This is a genomic window from Arthrobacter sp. CAN_A1, assembly GCF_015751665.1.
Classification (GTDB): Bacteria; Actinomycetota; Actinomycetes; order Actinomycetales; family Micrococcaceae; genus Arthrobacter_D.
Window position 1 is genome coordinate 204263 of the sequence record NZ_JADOUR010000003.1, and the last position, 23113, is coordinate 227375.

Annotated in this window: 17 protein-coding genes and 1 tRNA gene; 10 read left to right on the top strand and 8 right to left on the bottom strand. The window is 65.1% G+C overall.

Annotation, left to right across the window (positions count from 1 at the left end):
- Positions 1-34 precede the first annotated feature (34 nt).
- Positions 35-1321, bottom strand: coding sequence for a macrolide 2'-phosphotransferase (locus IWX62_RS05385; protein ID WP_196840343.1), 1287 nt, complete (start codon positions 1319-1321; stop codon positions 35-37).
- A gap of 133 nt (positions 1322-1454) precedes the next feature.
- Here IWX62_RS05385 and nudC point away from each other — a divergent pair, with 133 nt between their 5' ends.
- From nudC to IWX62_RS05400, 3 genes are read left to right on the top strand one after another with little or no spacing between them, the layout of a single operon-like run.
- Complete coding sequence (gene nudC / locus IWX62_RS05390; protein WP_196840344.1) at positions 1455-2426, top strand: NAD(+) diphosphatase; 972 nt, start codon at positions 1455-1457, stop codon at positions 2424-2426.
- Positions 2427-2428: 2 nt separating this feature from the next.
- Positions 2429-4534, top strand: a complete 2106-nt coding sequence (locus IWX62_RS05395) for an ATP-dependent DNA helicase UvrD2 (RefSeq protein WP_196840345.1) — start codon at positions 2429-2431, stop codon at positions 4532-4534.
- Between the two features lie 17 nt (positions 4535-4551).
- Positions 4552-5145, top strand: coding sequence for a M48 metallopeptidase family protein (locus tag IWX62_RS05400; RefSeq protein WP_196840346.1), 594 nt, complete (start codon positions 4552-4554; stop codon positions 5143-5145).
- A gap of 39 nt (positions 5146-5184) precedes the next feature.
- Here the strand turns inward: IWX62_RS05400 and IWX62_RS05405 are convergent, their stop codons facing one another.
- Positions 5185-6228, bottom strand: a complete 1044-nt coding sequence (locus IWX62_RS05405) for an aldo/keto reductase (RefSeq protein WP_196840347.1) — start codon at positions 6226-6228, stop codon at positions 5185-5187.
- Complete coding sequence (locus IWX62_RS05410; RefSeq protein WP_196840439.1) at positions 6221-7672, bottom strand: zinc-dependent metalloprotease; 1452 nt, start codon at positions 7670-7672, stop codon at positions 6221-6223. The genes IWX62_RS05405 and IWX62_RS05410 overlap by 8 nt, the downstream gene beginning before the upstream one ends.
- Before the next feature lie 305 nt (positions 7673-7977).
- Here IWX62_RS05410 and IWX62_RS05415 point away from each other — a divergent pair, with 305 nt between their 5' ends.
- The 3 genes from IWX62_RS05415 (at position 7978) to IWX62_RS05425 (ending at position 12477) form a co-directional block, all read left to right on the top strand.
- Complete coding sequence (locus IWX62_RS05415; RefSeq protein ID WP_196840348.1) at positions 7978-9078, top strand: YlbL family protein; 1101 nt, start codon at positions 7978-7980, stop codon at positions 9076-9078.
- A gap of 218 nt (positions 9079-9296) precedes the next feature.
- Entirely contained in the window at positions 9297-12332 is a 3036-nt protein-coding gene (locus IWX62_RS05420; protein WP_442859239.1) for a UPF0182 family membrane protein, read from the top strand.
- Positions 12333-12403: 71 nt separating this feature from the next.
- Positions 12404-12477, top strand: a tRNA-Met gene (locus tag IWX62_RS05425).
- A 148-nt stretch (positions 12478-12625) separates the two neighbouring features.
- On the opposite strand, the gene IWX62_RS05430 is transcribed toward IWX62_RS05425, so the two are convergent.
- From IWX62_RS05430 to IWX62_RS05440, 3 genes are all read right to left on the bottom strand, one after another.
- Positions 12626-14032: a cryptochrome/photolyase family protein gene (locus IWX62_RS05430; protein WP_196840349.1), complete on the bottom strand. Its 1407-nt coding sequence runs from the start codon at positions 14030-14032 to the stop codon at positions 12626-12628.
- Between the two features lie 74 nt (positions 14033-14106).
- Positions 14107-14886, bottom strand: a complete 780-nt coding sequence (locus IWX62_RS05435) for a PspA/IM30 family protein (protein WP_196840350.1) — start codon at positions 14884-14886, stop codon at positions 14107-14109.
- 114 nt (positions 14887-15000) lie between these two features.
- Positions 15001-17130: a TPM domain-containing protein gene (locus tag IWX62_RS05440; protein ID WP_196840351.1), complete on the bottom strand. Its 2130-nt coding sequence runs from the start codon at positions 17128-17130 to the stop codon at positions 15001-15003.
- Between the two features lie 311 nt (positions 17131-17441).
- On the opposite strand from IWX62_RS05440, the gene IWX62_RS05445 reads away from it, so the two are divergent.
- From IWX62_RS05445 to IWX62_RS05460, 4 genes are all read left to right on the top strand, one after another.
- Positions 17442-18833, top strand: coding sequence for a S1C family serine protease (locus IWX62_RS05445; protein ID WP_196840352.1), 1392 nt, complete (start codon positions 17442-17444; stop codon positions 18831-18833).
- A 136-nt stretch (positions 18834-18969) separates the two neighbouring features.
- The gene (locus tag IWX62_RS05450; protein WP_196840353.1) at positions 18970-19797 is read left to right on the top strand and encodes an electron transfer flavoprotein subunit beta/FixA family protein; all 828 of its coding nucleotides are present in this window, start codon (positions 18970-18972) and stop codon (positions 19795-19797) included.
- Between the two features lie 47 nt (positions 19798-19844).
- Entirely contained in the window at positions 19845-20807 is a 963-nt protein-coding gene (locus IWX62_RS05455; protein ID WP_196840354.1) for an electron transfer flavoprotein subunit alpha/FixB family protein, read from the top strand.
- A gap of 5 nt (positions 20808-20812) precedes the next feature.
- Positions 20813-21571: a PIG-L deacetylase family protein gene (locus IWX62_RS05460; protein ID WP_196840355.1), complete on the top strand. Its 759-nt coding sequence runs from the start codon at positions 20813-20815 to the stop codon at positions 21569-21571.
- Positions 21572-21587: 16 nt separating this feature from the next.
- Here the strand turns inward: IWX62_RS05460 and IWX62_RS05465 are convergent, their stop codons facing one another.
- Both IWX62_RS05465 and sigK read right to left on the bottom strand, forming a co-directional pair.
- Positions 21588-22412 (bottom strand): anti-sigma factor, encoded by an 825-nt coding sequence (locus IWX62_RS05465; RefSeq protein ID WP_196840356.1) that lies wholly within the window; start codon positions 22410-22412, stop codon positions 21588-21590.
- 1 nt (position 22413) lies between these two features.
- Entirely contained in the window at positions 22414-23031 is a 618-nt protein-coding gene (sigK, locus tag IWX62_RS05470; protein ID WP_333483227.1) for an ECF RNA polymerase sigma factor SigK, read from the bottom strand.
- Positions 23032-23113 lie beyond the last annotated feature (82 nt).

Below are 23113 nucleotides of genomic sequence, written 5' to 3' on the forward strand. Positions count from 1 at the left end.
GGACAGCTGATCGAACCAACTGGCCAGCCAATGGTCAGCTGGACTTGATGATGGGCAGCGAGGAGGTCTCGGTATCGTCGTCGGGAACCGGTGACACCGAGAACCGCTGCGACGAAGCTCCGGACGTCCTGCCGTCCCCGGCCTTCGTCCCCTGATCCGCTGGTTGATCGACGGCGTTGTCAGCAGGAGCGCCGTCGTCAACGCTTACATCACCGTGGTCGTCTGTGCTCACATCACCGTCGTCGGCGCTTTCGTCGACGCTGTGAGTGACGAACTCAGCGGATTCCGCAGACTCTTCGGATTCGACGGCCGACTCTTCGGATTCCGCGGGTGCTGGGCCCCGGTCGGCGTGGTGCGCGTCGTCGTCAGCATCGGCGTGGGCGGCCCGGTACTCGGCCAGGGCTGCTTCCTCGGTCTGGAGATCCCGGTCCAGGGACGTCATCATGTCCTCGGCTTCGGCGATCATTTCGGCGTTGCCCAGTGCCACCCCCCGCACCAGCCACTGTGCCAGGGCGAATTCGGCGGCCAGGGCTGCGCGGCGCATGAGGTGCGGGTCTGCGGCGTCCGTGCGCGCCTGAACATAGGCCTGGTGCACGTCCTCGGCAAACCGCGGGCTGGAGGCGGCCAGCAGCCAGGCGAAGTCGTCGGCAGGGTCACCCACGCGCAGGTCGGTCCAGCCAGTCACGGCGGTGACCCGTCCAGCCGCAACCAGCAGGTTGTCTTCGTGGAGGTCTCCGTGGACCACCGTCGGATGGAACCGCCAGAGGGTGACATCCTCGAGCGCATGCTCCCATCGCCGCAGGAGGTGCGCAGGGATCCGGCCTGTAATGGCCGCCTGGTCCAGTTCGTTCAGTTTGCGCTGCCTGAACTCGTTTGCTTCATAGCTCGGCAGGTCGGCGTTGTGGACCAAAAGTGGTGGTAATTCATGGATGGCGGCAAGCATCCTGCCCAGTTCTGTTGCCAGCCGGCCGCCGCCGGAGGCGAGGTCATCCAGTTCACGGGGGGAACCTTCAAGGTGGGCGTACACAAAAGTACACAGTTCGCCCTGTCGGAGCGTCCCGGCGATGTGGGGCACGAGGAAGGGCAATTCCGCCCTGATCGCCGGAGTGAACGCCTTCAGGGCCTGCAGCTCGGTCTCAAGCCTCATCGACGCGTCGGGGTGCCGGGGGGACCGCACGCGCCACTGCTTCCCCGAATCATCGACCAGGAGCGCCGATTCAAAGTCAGCGGCATCATCAGGGACGCCCGCCACCCCCGTAGGGGTAAGCCCGGGTACGGCGGCGCTGGCAATCGCGGCGAGTTCCATGGGAGTCCGTTTCACATCCTCAACGGTAGGGCTGTCCTTCCCGGAATGGGCTGTTGCCGGTCGGCGAGTCGTCAGAAGCTGCCCGCATGCCCCTCGAACGCCGGGTACTGAAATGTGTTTTGGGGGAGGGAGAACGTACCGTAGAACCATGAGTGAAACCCTCCGGATCCCCGCCCTTCAGTCGTTCGGATCGCTGCCCATGGCGCGGGTGGCGCTGGACCGGGGAGGAGCCCTGCGCTCCAACCCAGAGCTTCTGGATGAGCTGTGGGAGGCACCCGCCACCCATGTGATGTTCATCGCCCACGGGCGGTCACCGGTCATCGACGGGTCCCTGCTGCTGGTGGAGGCGGCTACGGTCGATCGCCCTGCAGCACCCATCTACCTGGGGCAGACGCTCGCCGACGATCCTGACCATGGCGGCGTTCCCGCCGGGAGTCACATTTTCCTTGCCATCCTGGAGACGGTCGACACGGCCAGCTACCCGGAGGGGGTCTGGCTGGGGCTCCGCGACGCGGCGACAGCTCTGTCGGGCCGGGACGCCGGCATTTTCGTCCAGGCCGCGGCCGTCGCCAACTGGCACGACAAGCACACGCATTGCCCCCGCTGCGGCACACTGACCGAGGTGGTGGAGGGGGGTTGGGTGCGCAGATGCCCGGCCGACGGATCCGACCACTACCCCAGGACCGACCCCGCCATCATCGTCGCTGTGGTCGACGACGACGACCGGCTCCTTCTGGGATCCGCTGCCGCGTGGCCCGAGGGCCGGTTCTCCACCCTCGCCGGTTTCGTTGAACCCGGCGAGTCGCTGGAAGCAGCGGTCATCCGTGAGGTCGCCGAGGAATCGGGAATCGTCGTCCACTCACCGCAGTACCTCGGATCGCAGCCGTGGCCTTTCCCGGCGTCCCTGATGCTCGGGTTCATCGCCACAGCGGTGAACACCAACCAGGTGCCCGACGGCGTGGAAATCATGGACGTCAGGTGGTTCACCCGGGCTGAGCTCGCGGTCGCGGTGCGGGACGGCGACATAACGGTCCCTACGGGGGCTTCGGTGTCCAGGGCCCTGATTGAGCACTGGTACGGCGGACCACTCGATAAGGCTCCCGCGGAGGGCCGGGCCTAGGCATGGAAACTACTCTCGAAGAGAGGATCCTGGCAGGCCTCGACGATGAACAGCGCACCGTCGCCTCAACCCTGTCCGGGCCTTTGTGCGTGCTGGCCGGCGCCGGAACCGGCAAAACCAGGGCCATCACTCATCGGATCGCCTACGGTGTGCATACGGGTGTGTACAAACCACAGCAGGTGCTTGCCGTGACGTTCACTGCCCGCGCCGCCGCCGAGATGCGCACCCGGCTTCGTGACCTGTCGGCGCAGGGTGTGCAGGCGCGCACCTTCCACGCGGCAGCGCTACGCCAGTTGCAGTACTTCTGGCCGCAAGCCGTGGGCGGGCCACTGCCGGCTCTTGTGGATCACAAAGCCCAGCTCATCGCTGAGGCTTCCCGGCGGCTGCGCCTGTCGACTGACCGGGCGGCCATCAGGGATGTCGCCGCCGAGATTGAATGGGCCAAGGTGTCGATGCTGACCCCCGAGGGGTACACGGCTGCCGCGGCGGGCCGGGTCGAACCAGCCGGAATGGATCTCACCACAGTGGCCCGCATCTTCGCCGGCTACGAGGATTTGAAGCTTGACCGCAACGTCATCGACTTCGAGGACGTCCTGCTGATCACCGTGGGGATCCTGCAGGAAGACGAAAAAGTCGCTGCGACGGTGCGGGCCCAGTACCGCCACTTCGTGGTCGATGAGTATCAGGATGTGTCACCGCTGCAGCAGCGGTTGCTGGACCTGTGGCTGGGGGATCGGAACGAGCTGTGCGTCGTGGGTGATGCCAGCCAGACCATCTATTCGTTTACCGGGGCCACGTCCCGGCATCTGCTGGACTTCACCGGGCGCTACGAGGGCGCCCAGGTGGTCCGCCTGGTCCGGGACTACCGGTCAACGCCGCAGGTGGTCCGGCTCGCCAATAACCTGCTCGCCGCCCGGACCGCGGAGACCGGCCGTCACCCTGGCTCGACCAGCTGGTCCACCCCGCTGGAACTGATTGCGCAGCGCCCCACCGGCCCGGAACCGTCATTCACTGAGTGCAGCGATGATGAAGCCGAGGCGGCTGAGGCGGCACGACGGATCACCCAGTTACTGGACAACGGGGTACTGGCCAGCGAGATCGCCATCCTCTACCGCACCAACGGGCAGTCGGCGGCCTATGAGCAGGCCCTGGCCACTGCGGGAATCGGGTACCAGCTCCGCGGCGGTGAACGGTTCTTCACCCGGCGAGAGGTGAGGGATGCCCTGCTCCAACTGCGCGCCGGGGCGCGGACCGCCGGATCCGACGATGTCCCCCAGCTGGTGCGGGACATTCTGGCAAGTCTCGGGTACACGTCGGTAGCACCCGCCAGTTCAGGTGCCGTGCGGGAAAAGTGGGAGTCCCTCGCCGCTTTGGTGGCGCTGGCCGATGAGTTGAGCGCTTCCCGCGCAGCCGACGGGTTCACCCTGCAGGACTTCGTGGCAGAACTGGAGGAACGGGCCACAGCCCAGCACGCGCCGACGGTGCAGGGCGTCACTCTTGCCTCACTCCACGCAGCCAAGGGGCTCGAGTGGGATGCAGTATTCCTCGTGGGGCTCAGCGAAGGCCTGATGCCCATCTCGTTCGCCGATACCCCTGAGGCAGTGGATGAGGAACGCCGGCTCCTCTATGTCGGCATCACCCGGGCGCGGGAGCATCTGGCGCTGTCGTGGTCCACGGCGCGCACCCCCGGGGGACGGGCCAGCCGCAAGCCGACCCGCTTCCTCGACGGTCTGCGCCCGGCGGCCGACGGCGACCAGGCGTTCAGAACCCCGAGGGCCAGGCCAAGCCGTAAAGTGTCGGCGCCGTCTACCTGCCGGGTCTGCGGGAAGGTATTGGGTTCCGGGTCTGAACGCAAGATCGGGCGCTGCACCGACTGCCCGGCGACGTATCAGGAAGCTACCTTCGAGGCGTTACGGGCGTGGCGGTTGGAGCAGGCCCGCGAGAATGACGTCCCGGCGTTCGTCGTGTTCACCGACGCCACCCTGGTTGCGATCGCCGAGGCGCGTCCCACCAGCATCGAGAAACTGGGCGGTCTGGCGGGCATCGGTCCGTCGAAGCTTGAGAAGTACGGCGAATCAGTCCTGGCGATCATCGCTGACAGTGAATAGCTGAAGGGAACCCCGCAATGATCGAGCCCACCGGGAGGGACCAGGCACCCAATACCCCCACGCTGCTCGGCGCCAACCCGCCAGTTGAGGTCAGGCGTTCCGCAAGACGTCGTCGGACCGTTAGCGCTGACCTGCGCGACGGCGTCGTCGTCGTTTCCATTCCGGCCCACTTCACCGCAGCCCAGGAGCGGGACTGGGTCCACCGGATGGTGACCAAACTCCAATCGAAATACCAGCAGCCCGCCCGCTCCGGGAACGGTCCGGGAGACGCCGCACCGGAAAACGGGCTCCTGCAGCGGGCTGCCGTCCTGTCCCGGGAGTATCTGGGTGGACGCGGCCAGCCGATGCGCATCGGCTGGGTCACCAACCAGAACTCCCGCTGGGCGTCGGCCACACCATCGCGCAAGACCATCCGGCTGTCGCACAAGCTTCAGGGCATGCCCGACTGGGTGGTGGACTACGTCATCCTGCACGAGATGGCGCACCTGATCGAGCCATCACACAACCGGGCCTTCTGGCAGCTGTTGGAGTCGTACCCGCACACCGGGACGGCCAAAGCGTTCCTCTCCGGGGTGGCCTTTGCGGCCAACCATGGTCTGGCTGGCCGCTGAGCTGGACGAGGGCCGGCTAGCTGTACTGAGACAGGACAGCTAGCGGCGGCGGCGCTCCGCGCTGAGCCAGTAGTTGCTGAAACCAGCGTCGTTGGGGTCAACGTTGGTGCCGGGAGGAACAATTTCGTCGATCCGGTCCAGGGTTGCCGTGTCCAACTCCAGTGAAGCAGCGTCGAGCTGTGATTCAAGCTGCTCCATGGTGCGCGGCCCGATGATGGCGCTGGTGACCCCTGGATGACGGAGCACGAAAGCCAGTGCCAGGTGGACCAGGGGAACCCCCAGGTCGTCGGCCAGCGCACCCAGCTGGTCAGCCGCCTCAAGTTTGGCTGCGGTTGCCGGGTCAGTCAGATCAAAAGGCTCCTTGTCCGACCCGCGCCGTGTACGAGGGAGATCCTGACCCTTCCGGTATTTGCCGCTCAGCCATCCGCCGGCGAGCGGACTCCAGACCAGTGTGCCCATCGCATGTCGGTGGGTGGTGGGCAGCAGATCCGCCTCGACTCCGCGCGCGAGCAGCGAGTACGGCGGCTGCTCGGTGACGAAGCGGGCCGTATGGTGCTGCCGGGCAGCCCACTGCGCCTCCACCACCTGCGAGGGCTGGAAGGTTGATGACCCGATGTAGCGCACCTTGCCCTGGCGGACCAGGTCATCGAGGGCTCCGAGTGTTTCGTCGATGTCAGTGTGCTCATCCGGGCGGTGCATCTGGTACAGGTCGAGGTAGTCAGTGCCCAGACGACGCAGCGAGTCCTCAACGGCCCGCATGATCCACTGGCGGGATCCACCACGGTAGTTGGGTTGCTGCTTCATCCCGTTGAAGAACTTGGTCGCTATCACCAGGTCCTCACGCCGGCCGTGTTCGGCGATCGCCTTGCCCAGGATCTCCTCCGACTCGCCGTACGCGTAGATGTCGGCGCTGTCGATGAAGTTGATACCCGCGTCGATGGCGCGGCGGATGATCCTGACGGAATCCTGGTGATCCTTGTTGCCCCAGTCGCCGAACATCATGGTGCCCAGGCAGAGACGGCTGACTTCAACCCCGGTCCGGCCGAGCTGGGTGGTGGGCTGGGACGTGCTCGGTTCAGCCATGGGGTTTGCTGCTTCCTGGATCGGTGTCGTCAGTGGGGGTGTCGCCGTCGGACTGGTCGTCCTCCGGCAGTGGGGGAGCGGGTGGCTTATCGGCGTCGGGAACCTCATCGAACCCACCGTCGAGCAACCGCTGCAGCGCCTCATCAACTTCGGACTCCGAGGACTCGGCGAGCTGGCGACGCTTGCTGAACCCCTGGGGATCGTCGAGGTCCTCGGCGGTGGGCAGCAGATCGGGGTGTTCCCACACGGCGTCGCGGCCCGCGACGCCCCGTTCGGCCTCCAGATGGGACCACAGTGCGGCGGCGTCGCGGAGGCGCCGCGGCCGCAGCTCCAGTCCCACCAGGGACGCGAACGCGTGTTCGGCGGGGCCGCCGGTGGCCCGCCGCCGCCGGACCATTTCCCTCAGCGCCGCCGACGACGGCAGGTTGGCGGTGGCAGCAGCGGTCAGTTCGTCGACCCATCCCTCGACGAGGGCGAGTGCTGTTTCCAGCCGGATCAGCGCGGCGTCCTGCTGGGGGGTGCGGCCGGGCATGAACACGCCTTCGGAGAGCGCTGCCTGCAGGGACTCAGGGTTGGAGGGGTCGATGTCGCGCGCCACCTCCTCAATCTTGGACATATCGATGTGGATGCCCCGCGCGTAGCTGTCGACGGCAGCCAGCAGATGACCCGCAAGCCAGGGCACCTGAGTGAACAGCCGCGTGTGGGCTGCTTCCCGCACGGCGAGGAACAGCCTGACCTCCTGCTCCGGGATGTCCAGGCCTTCCCCGAACGCCGTCACGTTGGCGGGGAGCAGTGCCATCTGTCCTTCGGCCAGCGGCAGGCCGATGTCGGTGGAGTTCACCACATCCTTCGACAGGGCACCCACCGCCTGCCCCAGCTGCATGCCGAACATGGCGCCACCGAGATTCTGCAGCATCGACGACGCGCCGCCCATCATGGTCTTCATTTCCTCGGGCAACTGCTCGGTGATGGCATCGGAGAGCGCCTTCGCAATGCTCACCGCCACAGGTTCGGTGAGCAGTTTCCAGGTGTCCATCGTCGCCTCGACCCACTCAGCACGGGACCAGGCGCGGCCCAGTGTATTGCTGGACGGAAAGTCAGTGACCGGGTCGAGCCACAGTTCAGCAAGCCTCAACGCCTCATCAACGTCTCGTCGCTGCTGCGGGGTCACCGAGGGGTCGCCGTCGGCGGCGGCCACCCGGCGGGCGTGCTCATGCGCGAGTTTCCAGTTCACCGGACCCTCGCTCTGGGAAGCGAACATCGCCTGGACCTGCTGCATCATCATTGCCATCGCCTGCGGGTCGGACGGGAGGCCGGCAGCTTTGGCCAGCTCCTGGGGATCCATTCCCTGCGCGCCACCACCCATCAGGCGCGCCAGCATCTCGGACAGGGGGTCCTTGGGGGTGTCGTCGTCGTTCGACGGATCTGACGGGTTGGAGGTCACTGCTACCACCGGTCCTGGAATTGGCTGCTGGGATGGGCTGCTGTCGTCGCACTACGTGGGCTGCGCCGACAGCCGTCACACAACTTATGTTGGCTCTCCCACGGTACCCGCCGTCCAGTGAGGATGTCCTTGACCCGCTGAACCGTTCGCTGAGGGCAAAGCGACAAAGGCGGCCCGGATGGGTGCCTCCGGGGCCCTCAGGAAGTACGCTGGAAAAGCTCAAGGGCGCGTGGCCGGGCGGACGACATGGCATCGCCACGCACCAGCAGCACCTGCGCAGTGTTTGACCAACAGAAGGTTTCCAGTTGACCCAGCCCACGCCCGCCGACTTTTCGACGCCGCCCACCAAGACGAAACGGGATCCCCGCTTCACTGTGATGGTGGTGTCCGGTTTCCTGGCGCTGCTGCTGGGCGCCGCGGCGGTCCTGCTGCCCGCTCCCTACGTGGTCGAGTCCCCGGGGCCCACTTTCAATACGATCGGCGAGATCGACTCCCAGCCGCTCATCGAGGTGGAGGGGAGGGAAACCTTCCCCACGTCTGGCGACCTTGACCTCACCACGGTGTACGTCACGGGTGGGCCGGGGACCCAGCTCGGCATTTTCGAGGTGTTCAGGGCCTGGCTCAATCCAACCGAATCGGTGGTGCCACGCGAGCTGCGGTATCCGCCCGATGTCACGCAGGAAGACATCCAGGAACAAAATGCCGTTGCCATGACCTCCTCGCAGGAATCGGCGATTGCTGCCGCGCTGGCACACCTGGATATCGACTTCGAGGAGGAACTCTCGGTCGCAGGGCTGGTCGACGACGCCGCCGCGGCGGGAATTCTCGAAGAGGGGGACGTCATCACCTCGGTCGACGGGACCGACGTCACCAACATCGGCGTCCTCAGGAGTTCCCTGAATGCCGCAAACGGTGACCCGGTTGATATTGGGCTGGTGCGCGACGGCGGCGAGGTGACCGAAGCGGTGACCCCCAAGGAATCGCCGGGCGGGGATTTCCAGCTCGGGGTGGGGCTGGTCGCCAACTTCACCTTCCCCTTCGACATCACCATCGCCCTGAACAACGTGGGAGGGCCATCGGCGGGGTCCATGTTTGCCCTCGGGATCATCGATCTGCTCACTGAGGGCGAGCTGACCGGTGGAAAACATTTCGCCGGGACCGGAACCATCGACTCGGCGGGCCAGGTGGGACCCATCGGCGGGATCCGGCAGAAACTAGCCGGCGCCCGGGAGTCGGGGGCCGAAGTGTTCCTCGCCCCAGCAGCCAATTGCGGCGAAGTAGTGGGACACGTCCCGGACGGCCTCCAGGTAGTGCGGGTAGAAACTCTCGACGATGCGGTTAAAGCTGTCCAGACGATCGGTGCGGGCGACGATGCTTCCGCCCTCCCCACCTGCGACGCCGGCTAAGCCAGCCACACCGCGTGCACCCCGGCGGACCGCTGGGTCGATTTTGGACACAGTTTGGTGTCGATCTGGCGTCTGAGGGCTCGGACTGGAACGAAATTGGGCTGCCCAGACGTGTTCAGGGCAGAATGGAAATGCATGGAATTGCCGTGCCGTGCTGCCGATTTGGGCGGTGCGTGCCACGGTTTCCGTGATCCAACGGATCCAACGATGAGGTAAATGTGACTTCCGGACCAGACCGGCCGTTCGGCAGCAGGCCGAACCAAACCAATTCCACCAGCGCCAAAAGACGTAGCCCGCTGATCCCGACGTTGGTGGTGCTGGCCGTCCTGGTCATCGCTTTCGTTTACGTCTCACAGGTTTACGCGGATGTCCTCTGGTACAACCAGCTCGGGTTCCTCGAAGTTTTCGTCACCGAAAACGTGTCACGCATCGGCTTGTTCGCCGCAGCATTCCTCATCATGGGAATCAGCGTGTACTTCAGCCTGCGGCTGGCCTACCGTTCCCGCCCTATCTACGCGCCGGACAGTGCAGTCCAGGACAACCTGAACCGCTACCAGGCCCAACTGGAGCCGATCCGCCGTCTGCTGATGCTGGGGATTCCCGTGGTGCTGGCAGCGTTCGCCGGAACCGCCGCGGCCTCCCAGTGGCAGCCCGTGCTGCTGTTCTTCAACCAGGAACCATTCGGCGAGACCGACCCTGAATTTGGCCTCGACATCGCCTTCTACGTCTTCACGATGCCGTTCCTGACCTTCCTGATCGGATTCCTGATCAGCGTGGTCATCATCAGCGCAATCGCCGGAGTACTGACCCACTACCTCTACGGCGGCATCCGCCTGGAGGAAAAGGGACTCTTCACCTCCAAGGCAGCACGCATCCACATCGCTGTCCTCGCGGCGCTGTTCCTGCTGCTCCAGGGTGTGAACTACTGGTTGGACCGGTATGCCACCCTGACCGGCACTGGCGGACGCTGGGATGGAGCACTGTACACCGATGTCAACGCGGTCATCCCCACCAAGGCGATCCTCGCCGCCGCAGCGATCATCGTCGCTGTTCTGTTCATCGTCTCAGCGGTCATCGGGCGCTGGCGGCTCCCCATCATCGGCACCGCCATGCTCATCATCACGGCGATCCTCGCCGGCGGCGTGTACCCCTGGGTGATCCAGCGTTTCCAGGTGGTACCCTCCGAGTTCAGCAGGGAGGAGCCGTTCATTGAACGGAACATCGATCAAACCCGTGCTGCCTACGGGCTGGACGAGGTTGAGGTGAGCCCCTACAACCCCACCGACATTCCCGAGACCGGCGCACTCAACGAGGACGGCGAGACCACCGCCAACATCAGGTTGCTTGACCCGAACCTGGTGAGCGACGCGTTTAGCCAGTTGCAGCAGTTCCGTCAGTACTACCAGTTCCCTGAGACCCTCAACGTCGACCGGTATGAGATCGACGGGGAAATCGAGGACACGGTGATCGCTGTCCGTGAGCTGAACACCGCCGGTGTGCCGGAAGGCTGGATCAACGAGCACGTCCTGTACACGCACGGTTACGGCATCGTCGCCGCCGCCGGCTCCTCGACCGAACCCGATGGTCGTCCGTCCTTCATCCAGTCAGGGATCCCGTCCACGGGCGCCCTCGGTGACGAGAGCACCTACGAACCCCGGATCTACTTCGGCGAATCGTCACCGTTGTACTCGGTGGTGGGAGCCCCCGAGGGAGCCAACTCCATCGAGATCGACCGTCCGCAGAGCGAAGAATCCGATCAGCAGTCGCGCAGCACGTTCCAGGGCAGCGGTGGCCCCGACGTCGGGAACATCTTCAACCGGTTGGTGTACGCGCTGAAGTTCCAGTCCACTGACCTCCTGCTGTCGGATCAGGTCAACAGCGAATCCCAGATCTTCTATGACCGGGATCCGGTGGATCGGGTGGAGAAGGTTGCCCCGTACCTGACCCTTGATGGGAACAGCTACCCGGCGATTGTCGACGGGCGGGTCAAGTGGATCATCGACGGCTACACGACCACCTCCGACTACCCCTACTCGACGCAGCAGGAACTGGCGTCAGCAACCCAGGATTCCCTGACCGCCGAGGGTCTTGCCACACCGCTTCCCGCGGAGCAGGTCAACTACATCCGCAATGCCGTCAAGGCAACCGTTGACGCCTATGACGGTTCGGTCGACCTGTACGCCTGGGATGAGGAAGACCCGATCCTCAAGGCCTGGCAGAACATCTACCCGACGTCGCTGCAGCCATTCAGTGAGATGTCAGCTGACCTGATGTCGCATGTCCGTTACCCGGAAGATCTCTTCAAGGTGCAGCGTGAACTGCTCGCCCGGTACCACGTCACCGAGACCGAGCCGTTCTACAGCAACAACGAGGCCTGGAGCGTTCCCAACGATCCGACGCTCGAGGGCGACGACATCAGCGTTCCGCAGCCTCCGTACTACCTGTCACTGCAGATGCCCGACCAGGAGGGTGCCAGCTTCTCGCTGACCACTCCGTTCATCCCGTTCGTCCCTGCGGGCCAGGAAGCGCGAAACGTTCTCTATGGCTTCCTTGCCGCCGACGGCGACGCCGGTACCGGCGAGGCTGGCGTCAAGGCTGATACCTACGGCACGCTGAGGCTGCTGGACTCGTCCGGTCAGGACTCGGCGGTCGGACCGGGCCAGGCAGCCAACCTGTTCAACTCGGACACCACCGTTTCGCAGGAACTTAACCTCCTGCGGCAGGGTGCCTCCGAGGTGATCAGCGGTAACCTGCTGACCCTGCCGATTGGCGGCGGCGTCGCCTATGTGCAGCCGGTCTACGTGCAGTCGTCCGGCGACTCTTCCTTCCCGGTCCTCCGGCGCGTGCTGGTGAGCTTTGGTGAGGAGGTCGGTTTCGCGCCGACCCTGGCCGAGGCGCTTGACCAGGTCTTTGGAGGCGACTCGGGAGCGGTCACCGGTGACAGTGACAACGTCGGGGAAACCCCCGTCGATCCCGCTGCGCCGCCCGTCGAGGGGGAGCCCACCGAGGGCGAGCCCACCGAGGCGCCGACTGAGGCGCCCACCGAGCCAGCGACCGGCGGCACCGACGATCCGGCAGCGGACCTCAGGGCAGCCCTTGAGGACGCTAACACGGCAATCCTTGATGGCCAGGAGGCCCTCGCCGACGGCGACTTCGCAGCCTACGGTGAGGCTCAGGACCGCTTGGGCGATGCGCTGGCACGTGCTCTTGACGCCGAGGAACGGCAGTCAGGGGCCGCGCCAGCCGGAGAATAGGGCAGCGAATAGCCGCCCGATTCCCGCCGATTTGCACTATCCACCCCGGGGCCGTAACGTTGAGTCTACGCCGCGGGGTGGAGCAGTTCGGTAGCTCGCTGGGCTCATAACCCAGAGGTCACAGGTTCAAATCCTGTCCCCGCAACGAGAGAAAGATCCTGATCAGTGATTCACTGGTCAGGATCTTTTTTTGTGCCCGGTGCAGCACCCGCCCACACCTATGGGGTGAGTCAACACTTATGACGGGTTTTGCACCGGAAACGTGTCATAAGTGTTGACTCACCCCGGGGGTGTTAGGCCGAGGTGTCGCGCAGATCCTGATAGGCGGAGAGCGCACGTTCACGGGTTTCTGCCAGGTCGACCACTGGGGAGGGGTACCCGTCCGGGGCCTCAGCGTCCTTCCACGGTTCGTGGACGTTACCGGCGCCCCTCAGCTCGGGAACGAAGCGTTTGAGGTAGTTACCCTCCTTGTCGAACTTTTTGCTTTGGGTGACCGGGTTGAAGATTCTGAAATAGGGTGAAGCGTCGGCCCCCGAACCGGCGACCCACTGCCAGTTGGCTGGGTTGCTGGCTGAGTCAGCGTCCACCAGGGTGTCCCAGAACCATTGTTCCCCGACGCGCCAGTCCACCATCAGATTCTTGATGAGGAAAGAGGCGGCCGCCATCCGCACCCGGTTGTGCATCCACCCGGTGTCCCACAGCTGCCGCATCCCCGCATCGACGAGGGGATAGCCGGTGCGGCCGTGCTGCCAGGCTCCCAGCTCGCCCGGTGTCGGTGTCTGCCAGGCGAACCCATCAAAGTCCCGGCGGTAGTTCTCTGTGGCCAGATCGGGGTTGTGATAGAGCAGCTGCCAGCAGAACTCCCGCCAGCCGACCTCCGAACCAAAGACCTGAATGTCCTTGGCGACCGACCCGTTGGTTGCCGACTTCGATGCATGCCAGATCTGGAACGGGCTGATTTCACCGAACCGCAGATGGGGTGACAGCCGGCTGGTGCCCTCCACCCCCGGCAGGTCACGGTTTCCGGCGTACCCGGTAACTGATCCGTCGAGGAACCCGTCAAGGCGTTCCCAGGCACCCGCCTCGCCGGGAGTCCACTGGTCCTGTAGCCCGCCGGACCAGTCGGGGGCGGTCGGCAGTAGCTTCCACGAGCTGAGGTCCTCCGACGGCAGTGTGGGCCCCGTCAGGCGTTCAGGGGCGGGCAGGGGTGCCCGCGGCTCCGGCTGGTCCCGGCAAGCCCGCCAGAAGGGAGTGAACACCTTGTAGGGGCCGCCAGCACCCGTCGTGACCTGCCAGGGTTCGAACAGGAGGTTGGCCTGATAGCTGGTCGCCTCCACCCCGGTGTCGGAGCACCAGGATTTCACCGAGGCGTCGATGGTCCGTTCGGGGAGCGCGTACCTACGGTTCCACACCACCCGCTCCGCCCCGGTTTCCGCAACAAGACCCCGGATGACATCCTCAGCTGGGCCAGAGCGCAGGACGAGTTGCCCGCCGAGCTTCTCGACGGCGCCGGACAGGGCGGTCAGTGAATGATGGAGCCACCACCGGGTTGCGCCACCCAGCGGGCGAATGCCGTCGCTTGCCTCATCGAAAACGAAGCAGATGATGAGGTCTTTGGTATCGGCGTCGAGCGCTGCTGAAAGTGCCGGGTTATCGCTGAGCCGTAGGTCATCGCGGAGCCATACAAGTGTGGGTGCCATGGAGGCCAATCTACACAAAACCGGCGCCACCCGAAGGGGGTGACGCCGGCGTGCGGTCCTGTGATGCGGGTTTGTTACTGGCCCGGCTGGTACTCGTCTGTGTCGTTTCCCTGCCCGATAGCTGACGGGGTCCGGCCGCTGGAGCCACCGGACTTCAAGGCTGCCAGTCGTGCCTCGACCTCGGTCTGTTCGCCCAGGTCCTCAAGGCTTTCGAACTGCGAGTCGAGGCTGGAATTGGCCAGTTCGGCCTGACCCAGCACCCGTGCTTCCTCGCGGCGGATCTTTTCCTCAAACCGACCGACCTCGCTGGTCGGGTCCATGAAGTCGATGCTCTTCACAGCGTCGTGGACCTGCTGCTGGGCCTGGGCAGTCCGGGACCGCGCAATCAGCTCATCACGCTTGCTGGTGAGCTCGTTCAGCTTGCCCTTCATCTGGTTAAGACCGGTCTTCAGCTTCTCAACGATTTCTTCCTGCGAGCCGATGGTGGGCTCAGCGCCGCGGGCCTCGTTCTCGGAAGTCATCTGCCGCTGGATCGCGACCTTGGCCAGGTTGTCGAACTTCTCGGCGTCGACGGTGTCCCCGGCATTGCGGTACTCATCAGCCTTCTTGGACGCGGCGAGTGCCTTGTTGCCCCAGTTGCGGGCGTTGTCCTGATCTTCCTTGTAGTCCTCCTGCAGCATCCGCAGGTTGCCGATGGTCTGTGCGACAGCGCTCTCAGCCTCAGCGATGCTGTTGGTGTAGTCACGGACCATCTGGTCCAGCATCTTCTGTGGATCCTCTGCCTGATCCAGCAGGGAGTTGATGTTGGCCTTGGCCAGCTGGGTGATACGTCCGAAAATTGACTGTTTTACCATGGGGTTGCCTTTCGATTCGCGTATGCTCTTGGTCTGCTCTCACCCGTGGCGGGTGAGAAAGTTGCTGGTGGTGCTGGTGGTGCTGGTGGTGCTGTGGTGCTGTGGTGCTGTGGTCTAGAAGTCGCCGCCGCCGCCCCCGAAGTCGCCGAAACCGCCACCCCCGCCGCCGAAGCCGCCGAAACCGCCGCCGCCGAACGTGTCGCCCCCGCCGCCGCCGAAGCCGCCGCCGTCGCCGCCACCTCCGAAGAGACCGCCGCCACCGCCGCCACCATTGAGGATGCCGCCGAGGAGGATGCCGCCGAGCAGTGCGCCGCCCATACCGCCGCCCTGGTTGCCCCGGCCACCAAACATGCCGCCGCCGCCAAAGCCGCCCATGCCGCCACCGAAGCCGTCAACATCCTGCTGGGCAATCTGTGCCGCCTGCTCGGCAAGAGCAGTTGCCTGCTGGGCGTGGGACAACGCCGCCACCGGGTCATCAGACTGGATCTGCACTGCGTACTCAAGGTTTCGCTCTGCTTCGGCGAGGCGGGTGCGTGCTTCGCTGCCCACACCGCCGCGACGTGCGCGGATGTAGTCGGACGTGCCGGAAATCCTTGACTGGGCAGCCATGATGGCGTGCTGCAGGGCCTCGCGGGCGCGCTGCGTCTGCTCAGTCTGGTTCCTGACGCCGCCAAGGGCGGCATCGAGCTGGGCGTGTGCCGCTTCGGTGCGTTGCAGCAGCGCCACAGGGTCAACCCTGCCACCGGACGATTCAGTCCTGACGGTGGTGAGAGCCGCTTCAGCCGACGCGACCGGGCCGGCGAGGTCCTGGTGCTGACCAGTGGCGAGCATCGCCTGGGCCTGGGCGAGATCCTGGCTGGTGTCGGCTACTGAACGGTCCAGTTCCTCCTTGGCCGCATCCAGTTCAGCGGCCCGCTTGCTGATTGCATCGAGGAGGACTGTGGTCTGGTGGACGCTTTCCTCCGCCGCGCGGACAGCGATCACCGCTGATCCGGTATCCCCGGCGCTCAGGTGCTGTTGGGCCGACTCGGCGGCGCTGTCTACGAATTTCAGCCGCTCGTTGGCTTGCTCGACGTTGTCCCGCACCTGCGAGGTAGCAGAATCGGCGTACTTTTGCTGCAGCTGCACCAACGTCCGCTCCGCGTCGGCCACGCTGGTCTTAACCCCGTTGGCTGAAGCCTGAGCCGCCGCCAAGGCGGCGGGCGCGTTGCGTTCCAGCTCGCGGAGGGCATCAAAATCTGCCTTGTGCTCCTGCAGGGACCCGTTGACTGACTCGCACCGGCGAATGATGTCGCCCAGCCAGGTGCGCTGTTGTTCCTCCGTATCGGGGATGTGGTCATCGAGCTGCTGCTGGAGCTTGAAGGATTCGCTCATGTGCCGTTTCGCTGCAGCGATGTCGTCGACGAAGGGCTGGACGGCTGCGTCGCCGTACTGGGCCTGGGCGAAACCGACTTCCTGCTCGCTGGACTTGATGGCGTCGTCGGCGGCGATCAGGAGGCTGCCGGCCTTCTTGCGCAGCTCCTCCACGCTGAAGGCTGCCAGCGGGTCGAGGACCTCGCCGTCCGGCCCGCGGCCGGGACCGAAGTCCTTGGACTCGGCTGGTCCAGAGGTGAGTGACTTCTTTCCGCGGGACCGCAGGAAGAAGAAACCGCCGATCCCGGCCAGCGCAACGAGGGCACCCACCAGAATGACCGCGCCGAAGCCACTGCCGCCGCCGGCGGATTCGTTCTCACTGCCGCCCCCGGATCCACCCGACTCGCCGGAGAGAATATCGCTGACGGCTCCCGCTGCGGCAACACCTGCTCCCGCCCAGTCGCCGTCTCTGAGTTCGGGCAGGATATCCGAGTTGAAACGGGGTTCTGTCTCGGGACGCACGGGGCTGGACTCGCTGGCAAAGAACCGGGCCTGCCCATCCTCGACCGCGACCGTCAGGAGAACATCGGCATCGTTGAGTTCGCTCACTGTCGCGGTTTCGGCGGTCCACTCATCCGGGTCGGTCGGATCGGTGAACGTATCGACGTAGGCGACGCGGAGTCGGTAACCTTCGTCCTCCTCAAGTTGGGCTATGGCGTCCTCAACCTCGGCCAGGCCCGCCGCGTCGAGGACACCGGCGTCGTCAATCACGTTCTCGGCACCGAAATCCACCGGAGGTGCGGCATACGCTCCAGGAAGTGTGGTTACGGGCAGCAGCAGTGTGGCGCTGACGCCTACTGCTGCTGCAAGGCGCCTGGTGCTCGATCGCATTCAATACCCTTCAGAAGTTTCCCCGGAATTCCCGTTGACGTGGATTAACGGTCGACAGCCAATGCGGCCAACACGTTCACACGCCCATTTTGAAGTCTAGGGCGCACTAGTGGGGCAGTCCACCTACTTGCATCTGCCCCTAGCGAAACGCCTCGATCAGGCCACTGATGTTTTGCGGGGCGCGGCACACCCGGGGAGAATGTCTGAAGAGCACGACGTCCGGTTGGCTCACAGTATTCATTCAGCGAACATCCGTTAAAGGTTCAGAATGGTTTGGCATAGTTCGATGCATCGAGACGAAAGGCTTTCCGATGACTGAAGACAACACGCACGGGTTCGAGCGGAACATCCCACCCCGCCCCCAGACGCCCCCATCCCACAGTTGGCAGGATTCCTCTCGTCCGGATGATGTGCACAGCGGCACTCCAGCCTACGACGACGGCTCCTACTCAAGCGGCGGTTTCTACGGGTCGGCACTGCCGCCGGCGGCCCTCCCGGAGAAACGGGACAAGAAGCGCGTGGGAACAGCCACCCTGGTCAGCGGGATGCTGGTGGCCGGTCTGTTGGGCGGCGGAGTCGTAGCTGGAGTGGACCATTTTGTCGGGGAACAGGGCGTTACACCGGCCTCAACGAGCCAACCGCAGTCCGTGGTGGTCAACGACACCGAGAGTGTCAACGAAGTCACCGGCGCAGCAGTGAAGGCTTCTCCCAGCGTCGTCACGATCGCTGTGAGTGGAGCCGGGTCGGGCGGCTCAGGTTCGGGAATCGTCCTCGATGACGAAGGCCACATCCTCACCAATACCCACGTGGTGACCCTCGGCGGTCAGGTGAGTGACGCAGCGGTGGAGATCCGGACCAGCGATGGCAGGGTGTTCCCCGCAGAGATCGTCGGGACCGACCCGCTGTCCGACCTCGCCGTGATCAAGGTTGACGCCCCCGATCTGCAGCCAGCCACCCTCGCCGACTCCGATGCGTTGAACGTCGGCGACGTCGCGATCGCCATCGGTGCACCCCTGGGCCTCAGCGGCACCGTCACGGACGGCATCATCTCCACCCTGAACCGCACGATCAGCGTTGCGTCGTCGGCAGTGCCCGAGGAACTCTCCGACGCCCCGGCCGAGGAGGAGGGCGATGGGTTCAACTTCCTGCCCCCGGAGGGCACCGAAACCCCGCAGGCCCAGCCGCAGGGTTCCATTTACCTCAACGTGATCCAGACCGACGCCGCCATCAACCAGGGCAATTCAGGTGGTGCGCTGGTTGACGCCGACGGCAGCATCATCGGCGTCAACGTAGCGATCGCCTCGGCCGGATCGGCCGAAAGCACCGGAAACATCGGTGTTGGGTTCTCCATCCCGATCAACTACGCGGAGCGGGTCGCGCAGGAAATCATCGCCGACGGCAGCGCATCGCACGGTTTCCTCGGTGTTGCGGTGTCACCGTCGGCCTCCGAGAACAGCGACGGGGAAACTTCCTTCTCCGTCGGGGCTGAAGTGGGCGAGGTGACTGAAGGATCACCCGCCGCGGCTGCCGGGCTGCAGCCGGGTGACATCATCACCAGTGTTGCCGGTCGGCCGATCAGCGACCCGCGCGGTCTGACCGCTGCGGTGCGGATGCAGGCCGAGGGGGATACTGTCCCGGTCGAATTCCAGCGCAACGGCGAAGCGCAGACAGTTGATGTCACTGTGGCGCAGGCCGAAGGCTAACCCCACGGACCAGTGACGTGGAGCAGGGCGGTCTTTCCCTTGGGAAGGCCGCCCTGCTGCGGATCGGGGCGCCCCTCGGGGCCCGCCGATATGGTTAGCTAGGGCTAGGGCAGATCCGAAGACGAGGAAGGCAGTAATGGAAGACGCATCGCACGCAGGCTTGGACATAGTGGTCCTGGTGAAGCATGTGCCAGACGCGCAGTTCGACCGGCACATCAATGGTCAGGACCGGACCACCGACCGAAAGGAGAGCATCCTCTCCGAACTGGACGAGTACGCTCTCGAGGCAGCTCTGCAACTGGTTGAGGCGCACGGCGGCGATCCCGCGGGCCACCGGATTACCGCGGTGACGATGGGCCCGTCCGGTGCGGTCAACGCGGTTAAGAAAGCACTCCAGATCGGCGCCCATGCGGGGGTGCACCTCTGCGACGACGCCCTTGCCGGATCCGACGCCGCAGGAACGTCCCGGGCGCTCGCCGCCGTCGTCGCCCATCTCGGCACCGTTGACCTGGTGATCACCGGGATGGCCTCCACCGACGGTGAGACCTCGCTGGTGCCCGCGCAACTGGCGGAACGCCTCGACTTGCCCCAGGTCACGTTCGCGTCCTCGCTTGATCTGCTCCAGGAGGAGGGCACCTGGACCCTGACCGCGCGCCGGGACGGGGACGTGTACTCCGAAACGGTTGAGGCCACCCTGCCCGCCGTCGTGTCGGTGACTGACCAAATCAACGAGCCGCGGTACCCCAACTTCAAGGGAATCATGGCCGCCAAGAAGAAGCCCCTGACCACCCTGTCCCTGCAGGACCTCGGGGTGGATCCGGACGAGGTCGGATCGGCCGGGGCCTGGACCACCGTGCACGCCGCGGACCCGCGCCCGCCCCGCAGCCAGGGAACCATCATCAGCGACGACGGCGACGCCGGAGTCCGGCTGGTTGATTTCCTCGCCGCACAGAAGCTGCTCTAGGCAAGCACCATCATGTCGTCCTCGACTACCGCGAAGGAGCCAGCGTCATGGCTACAGTTCTTGTACTGATCGATCACCCGGGTGAAGCCCTGCATAAGAGCCACCGGGAACTGCTGTCCATCGCCGGCACCATCGGCGAGCCCGCCGTGGCGTTTATCGGTGACCTTCCGGAGGCGGTTGCGCAGGAGCTTGGTGCCCGCGGAGTCCACACCGTCTATCGGCCGACGGCACCGGATCTCGACGAGTCCCTCGTTGCCGGCAAGGCCGCCTTCCTTGCCGCAGCCGTGCAGGCTGCAGGGCCAGCGGCCGTGCTGCTGGTGAACAGTGTCGAGGCCAAGGAGATCGCGGCCCGAGCCGGCATCCGGCTGTCGTCGGGGGTCATCACCGACGCCGTCGCCATCAGTGCAGATTTGACTGTCACCAAATCGGTGCTGGCCGGTTCCTACGCCGTCGAGGCACAAGTGACCACCGGTACGCCGCTCATCACCGTGAAAGCCAACATCGTTGAGGTCACACCAGTCGAGGTTCCCCCAGTGGGCGAAGGAGACCTCCCCGCCGTCGTCACCGTGGAGTCGGTAACCCCGGCCCACGCCGCCCGGATCACCGGGCGGACGGCGAAACCGGCCAGTGGACGGCCCGAGCTGACCGAGGCCCGGGTCATCGTTGCGGGCGGGCGGGGCGTCGACGGCGATTTCGGTCCCGTCGAGGACCTGGCCGACGCTCTGGGTGGTGCTGTCGGAGCATCCCGTGCAGCGACCGATGCTGGCTGGATCGAGCATTCCGCGCAGGTGGGGCAGACCGGCAAGACCGTCTCCCCGCAGCTTTACATCTCGGCGGGAATCTCGGGGGCCATCCAGCAGAAGGCTGGTATGCAGACCGCGAAGGTCATTATCGCCGTCAACAAGGACGCCGACTCGCCGGTGTTCGAGATCGCTGATTTCGGTATCGTGGGGGATCTGTTCAAGGTCCTGCCCCAGGCCACCGCCGAGATCATCAAGCGGAGGTCCTGACTGCGGTGCCGGGCATCTTCGACCCCGCCAGGCACCGGATCACCCGTGTTCTGTGTTTCGCGGCCCACCCCGACGACATCGATTTTGGTGCCGCCGGGACGGTGGCGCAGTGGACTGCAGCAGGCATCCAGGTGGACTACTGCATCATGACCGACGGCGACGCGGGCGGTTTTGACGCTGCGCAGCGTGACGCGATGGTGGACCTGCGCCGCAGTGAGCAGCGGGCCGCCGCCGAGATAGTGGGGGTTCATGACCTCCACTATCTCGGGGAGCGCGACGGGTTCCTTGCCGTGTCCTCCGACCTGATCAGGCGGGTGGTGGAAGTGATTCGCCGGGTCCGCCCCGACGTCGTCATGTCAATGCATCCCGAGCGCAACTGGGACAGGATCCAGAAGAGCCACCCGGACCACCTTGCCTGCGGGGAACTGGTGACCCGCGCGGTGTATCCCGCGGCGGAGAACCCGTTTGCTTTTCCCGAACTGGAGGCCGCAGGGCTGGCCAGCCACAAGGTGGCGTGGCTGTGGCTCTACGCCGGTCCCACCCAGCTGGAGAACCACTTCGTTGACGTCACCGATACGGTCGACGACAAGCTGCGTGCCCTGCACTTTCACACGAGCCAGCACCCCGACGCCGGCCGGATGGACCAGATGGTCCGTCAGCTGCTTCAGGAAAATGCTGCACGCGGCGGTCTTCCGGCCGGACGCAGCGCTGAAGTGTTCCAGGTGGTGCCGGTCAATTCCGACCAGACCATTGCCGGGTTCTGATTCCCGGGAAGAAAGATCAGGCTTCGAAAGGAATTTCGGCGACGAGCGGAAGGGTGGGCCGTTCGGATCCACCGTCCGGCTCAACGGTGATGGCGAATCCCATCGACGAGCCGAGTCCTTCAACCGTGGTGACCAGGGAGTCCTCGACGTCGTCGCCGGTCATGGTGCTGATGGATACCGGGTTGGAACCGTCGGTGGGTACCTGCCACATCTGGTAGACCTTCCCCGCTGGCGGCGCCGGCACCTCATTGAGCGTGATCACTGCGGCGTCCTCGTCACGCGACAGGCTCAACTCGGCGGTGCCCCCCGCCGGGATGGTGAAGGTAGTCGACTGGAGGTCCTGTGCCCGCAGAACTTCCTGCTCCACCGAAGTGGGCTGCAGGTTCTGCGCCACGCTGACGCCCCCCACGGTAATCACCACCGCTGCCGCTGCAGCGACCAGCCAGCGCCCTACGGGCGTGGTCCGGCGGCGTTTGTTGCGCCGTTCGTCCAGTTCGTTGAGGGCAGCCGGCTCGCCGCTATCGACGGTCGCGGCAGGTGAGCCTGACGCCGCCAGTTCGGCTGGCAGTTGGGCAAGGATGCGGTGGAGGAGGGCTGGCGGCGGTGCGATGTCATCGACCACGTAGGTCCGGGCAAGAGTCTCCCGGGCGCCGCGAACGCGTTCGTCAAAGGCTTCCCGCTGTGCCGGATCGGCGCCCGAGATGAAGTTCTCCAGCGCGGTCTGCTCCGCGTCACCCAACGCGTTCAGGGCATACATTTCTGCCCAATCCAGTACCCGGCCGTTGGCTAGGTCCTGCTCAAGATCGTCGGACAATTCGTCAAACGTGCTGTGGTCCTGCATCTCAGTTCACCCCCAAACAGGTTTTAAGTCGGAGCAATCCGTCACGGATTCTCGATTTGATGGTTGGTACTGCAACGCCGAGCTTCTCGGCGACCTCGCGGTAGGTCAAGCCGCCGTAGTAGGCGAGTTTCACCGATTCCTGCTGGGTATCGGTGAGCGTGCCAAGACATTTGATGACCGTCTCCGCCTCCAGACGCTGGGTCACCGTGTCGACGACGTCGTCGTGATCGATGTCCTGCATGGCGGCGCCGTACCGTGCCTCACGGTCCGTTGAGCTTTGTTCCGACCGAACCTTGTCGACAGCCCGCCGGTGGGTCAGGGTCATCAGCCAGGCCATCGGTGATCCCATCTCGGGGCGGAACCGGTCGGCAATATTCCACACCTGGAGGTAAACCTCCTGAGTGGTGTCCTCGCTGAGTTCAGGATCGATCAGGACCCGACGTGCCAGGCCGTACACACGTCGGGAGGTTTGCGCGTAGAACGCGGCAAACGCTTCCTGGTCCTTCGCTGCAACTCGGAGCAGGAGGTCGGTCAGGGTTGCAGCGGCGTCGGGTTCAACGGCGAATCCACTCGCTGCTGAACCGGCTGAGGTAATTCTGCTGGCTCGTGGCGTTTCCATATACTCCAAGCATAAAGCGCCCCGAGTGCGAACCTGTGCATGCGACCGCCCGGCGCGGATCAATTGGTCAGTGCCTCCTGCG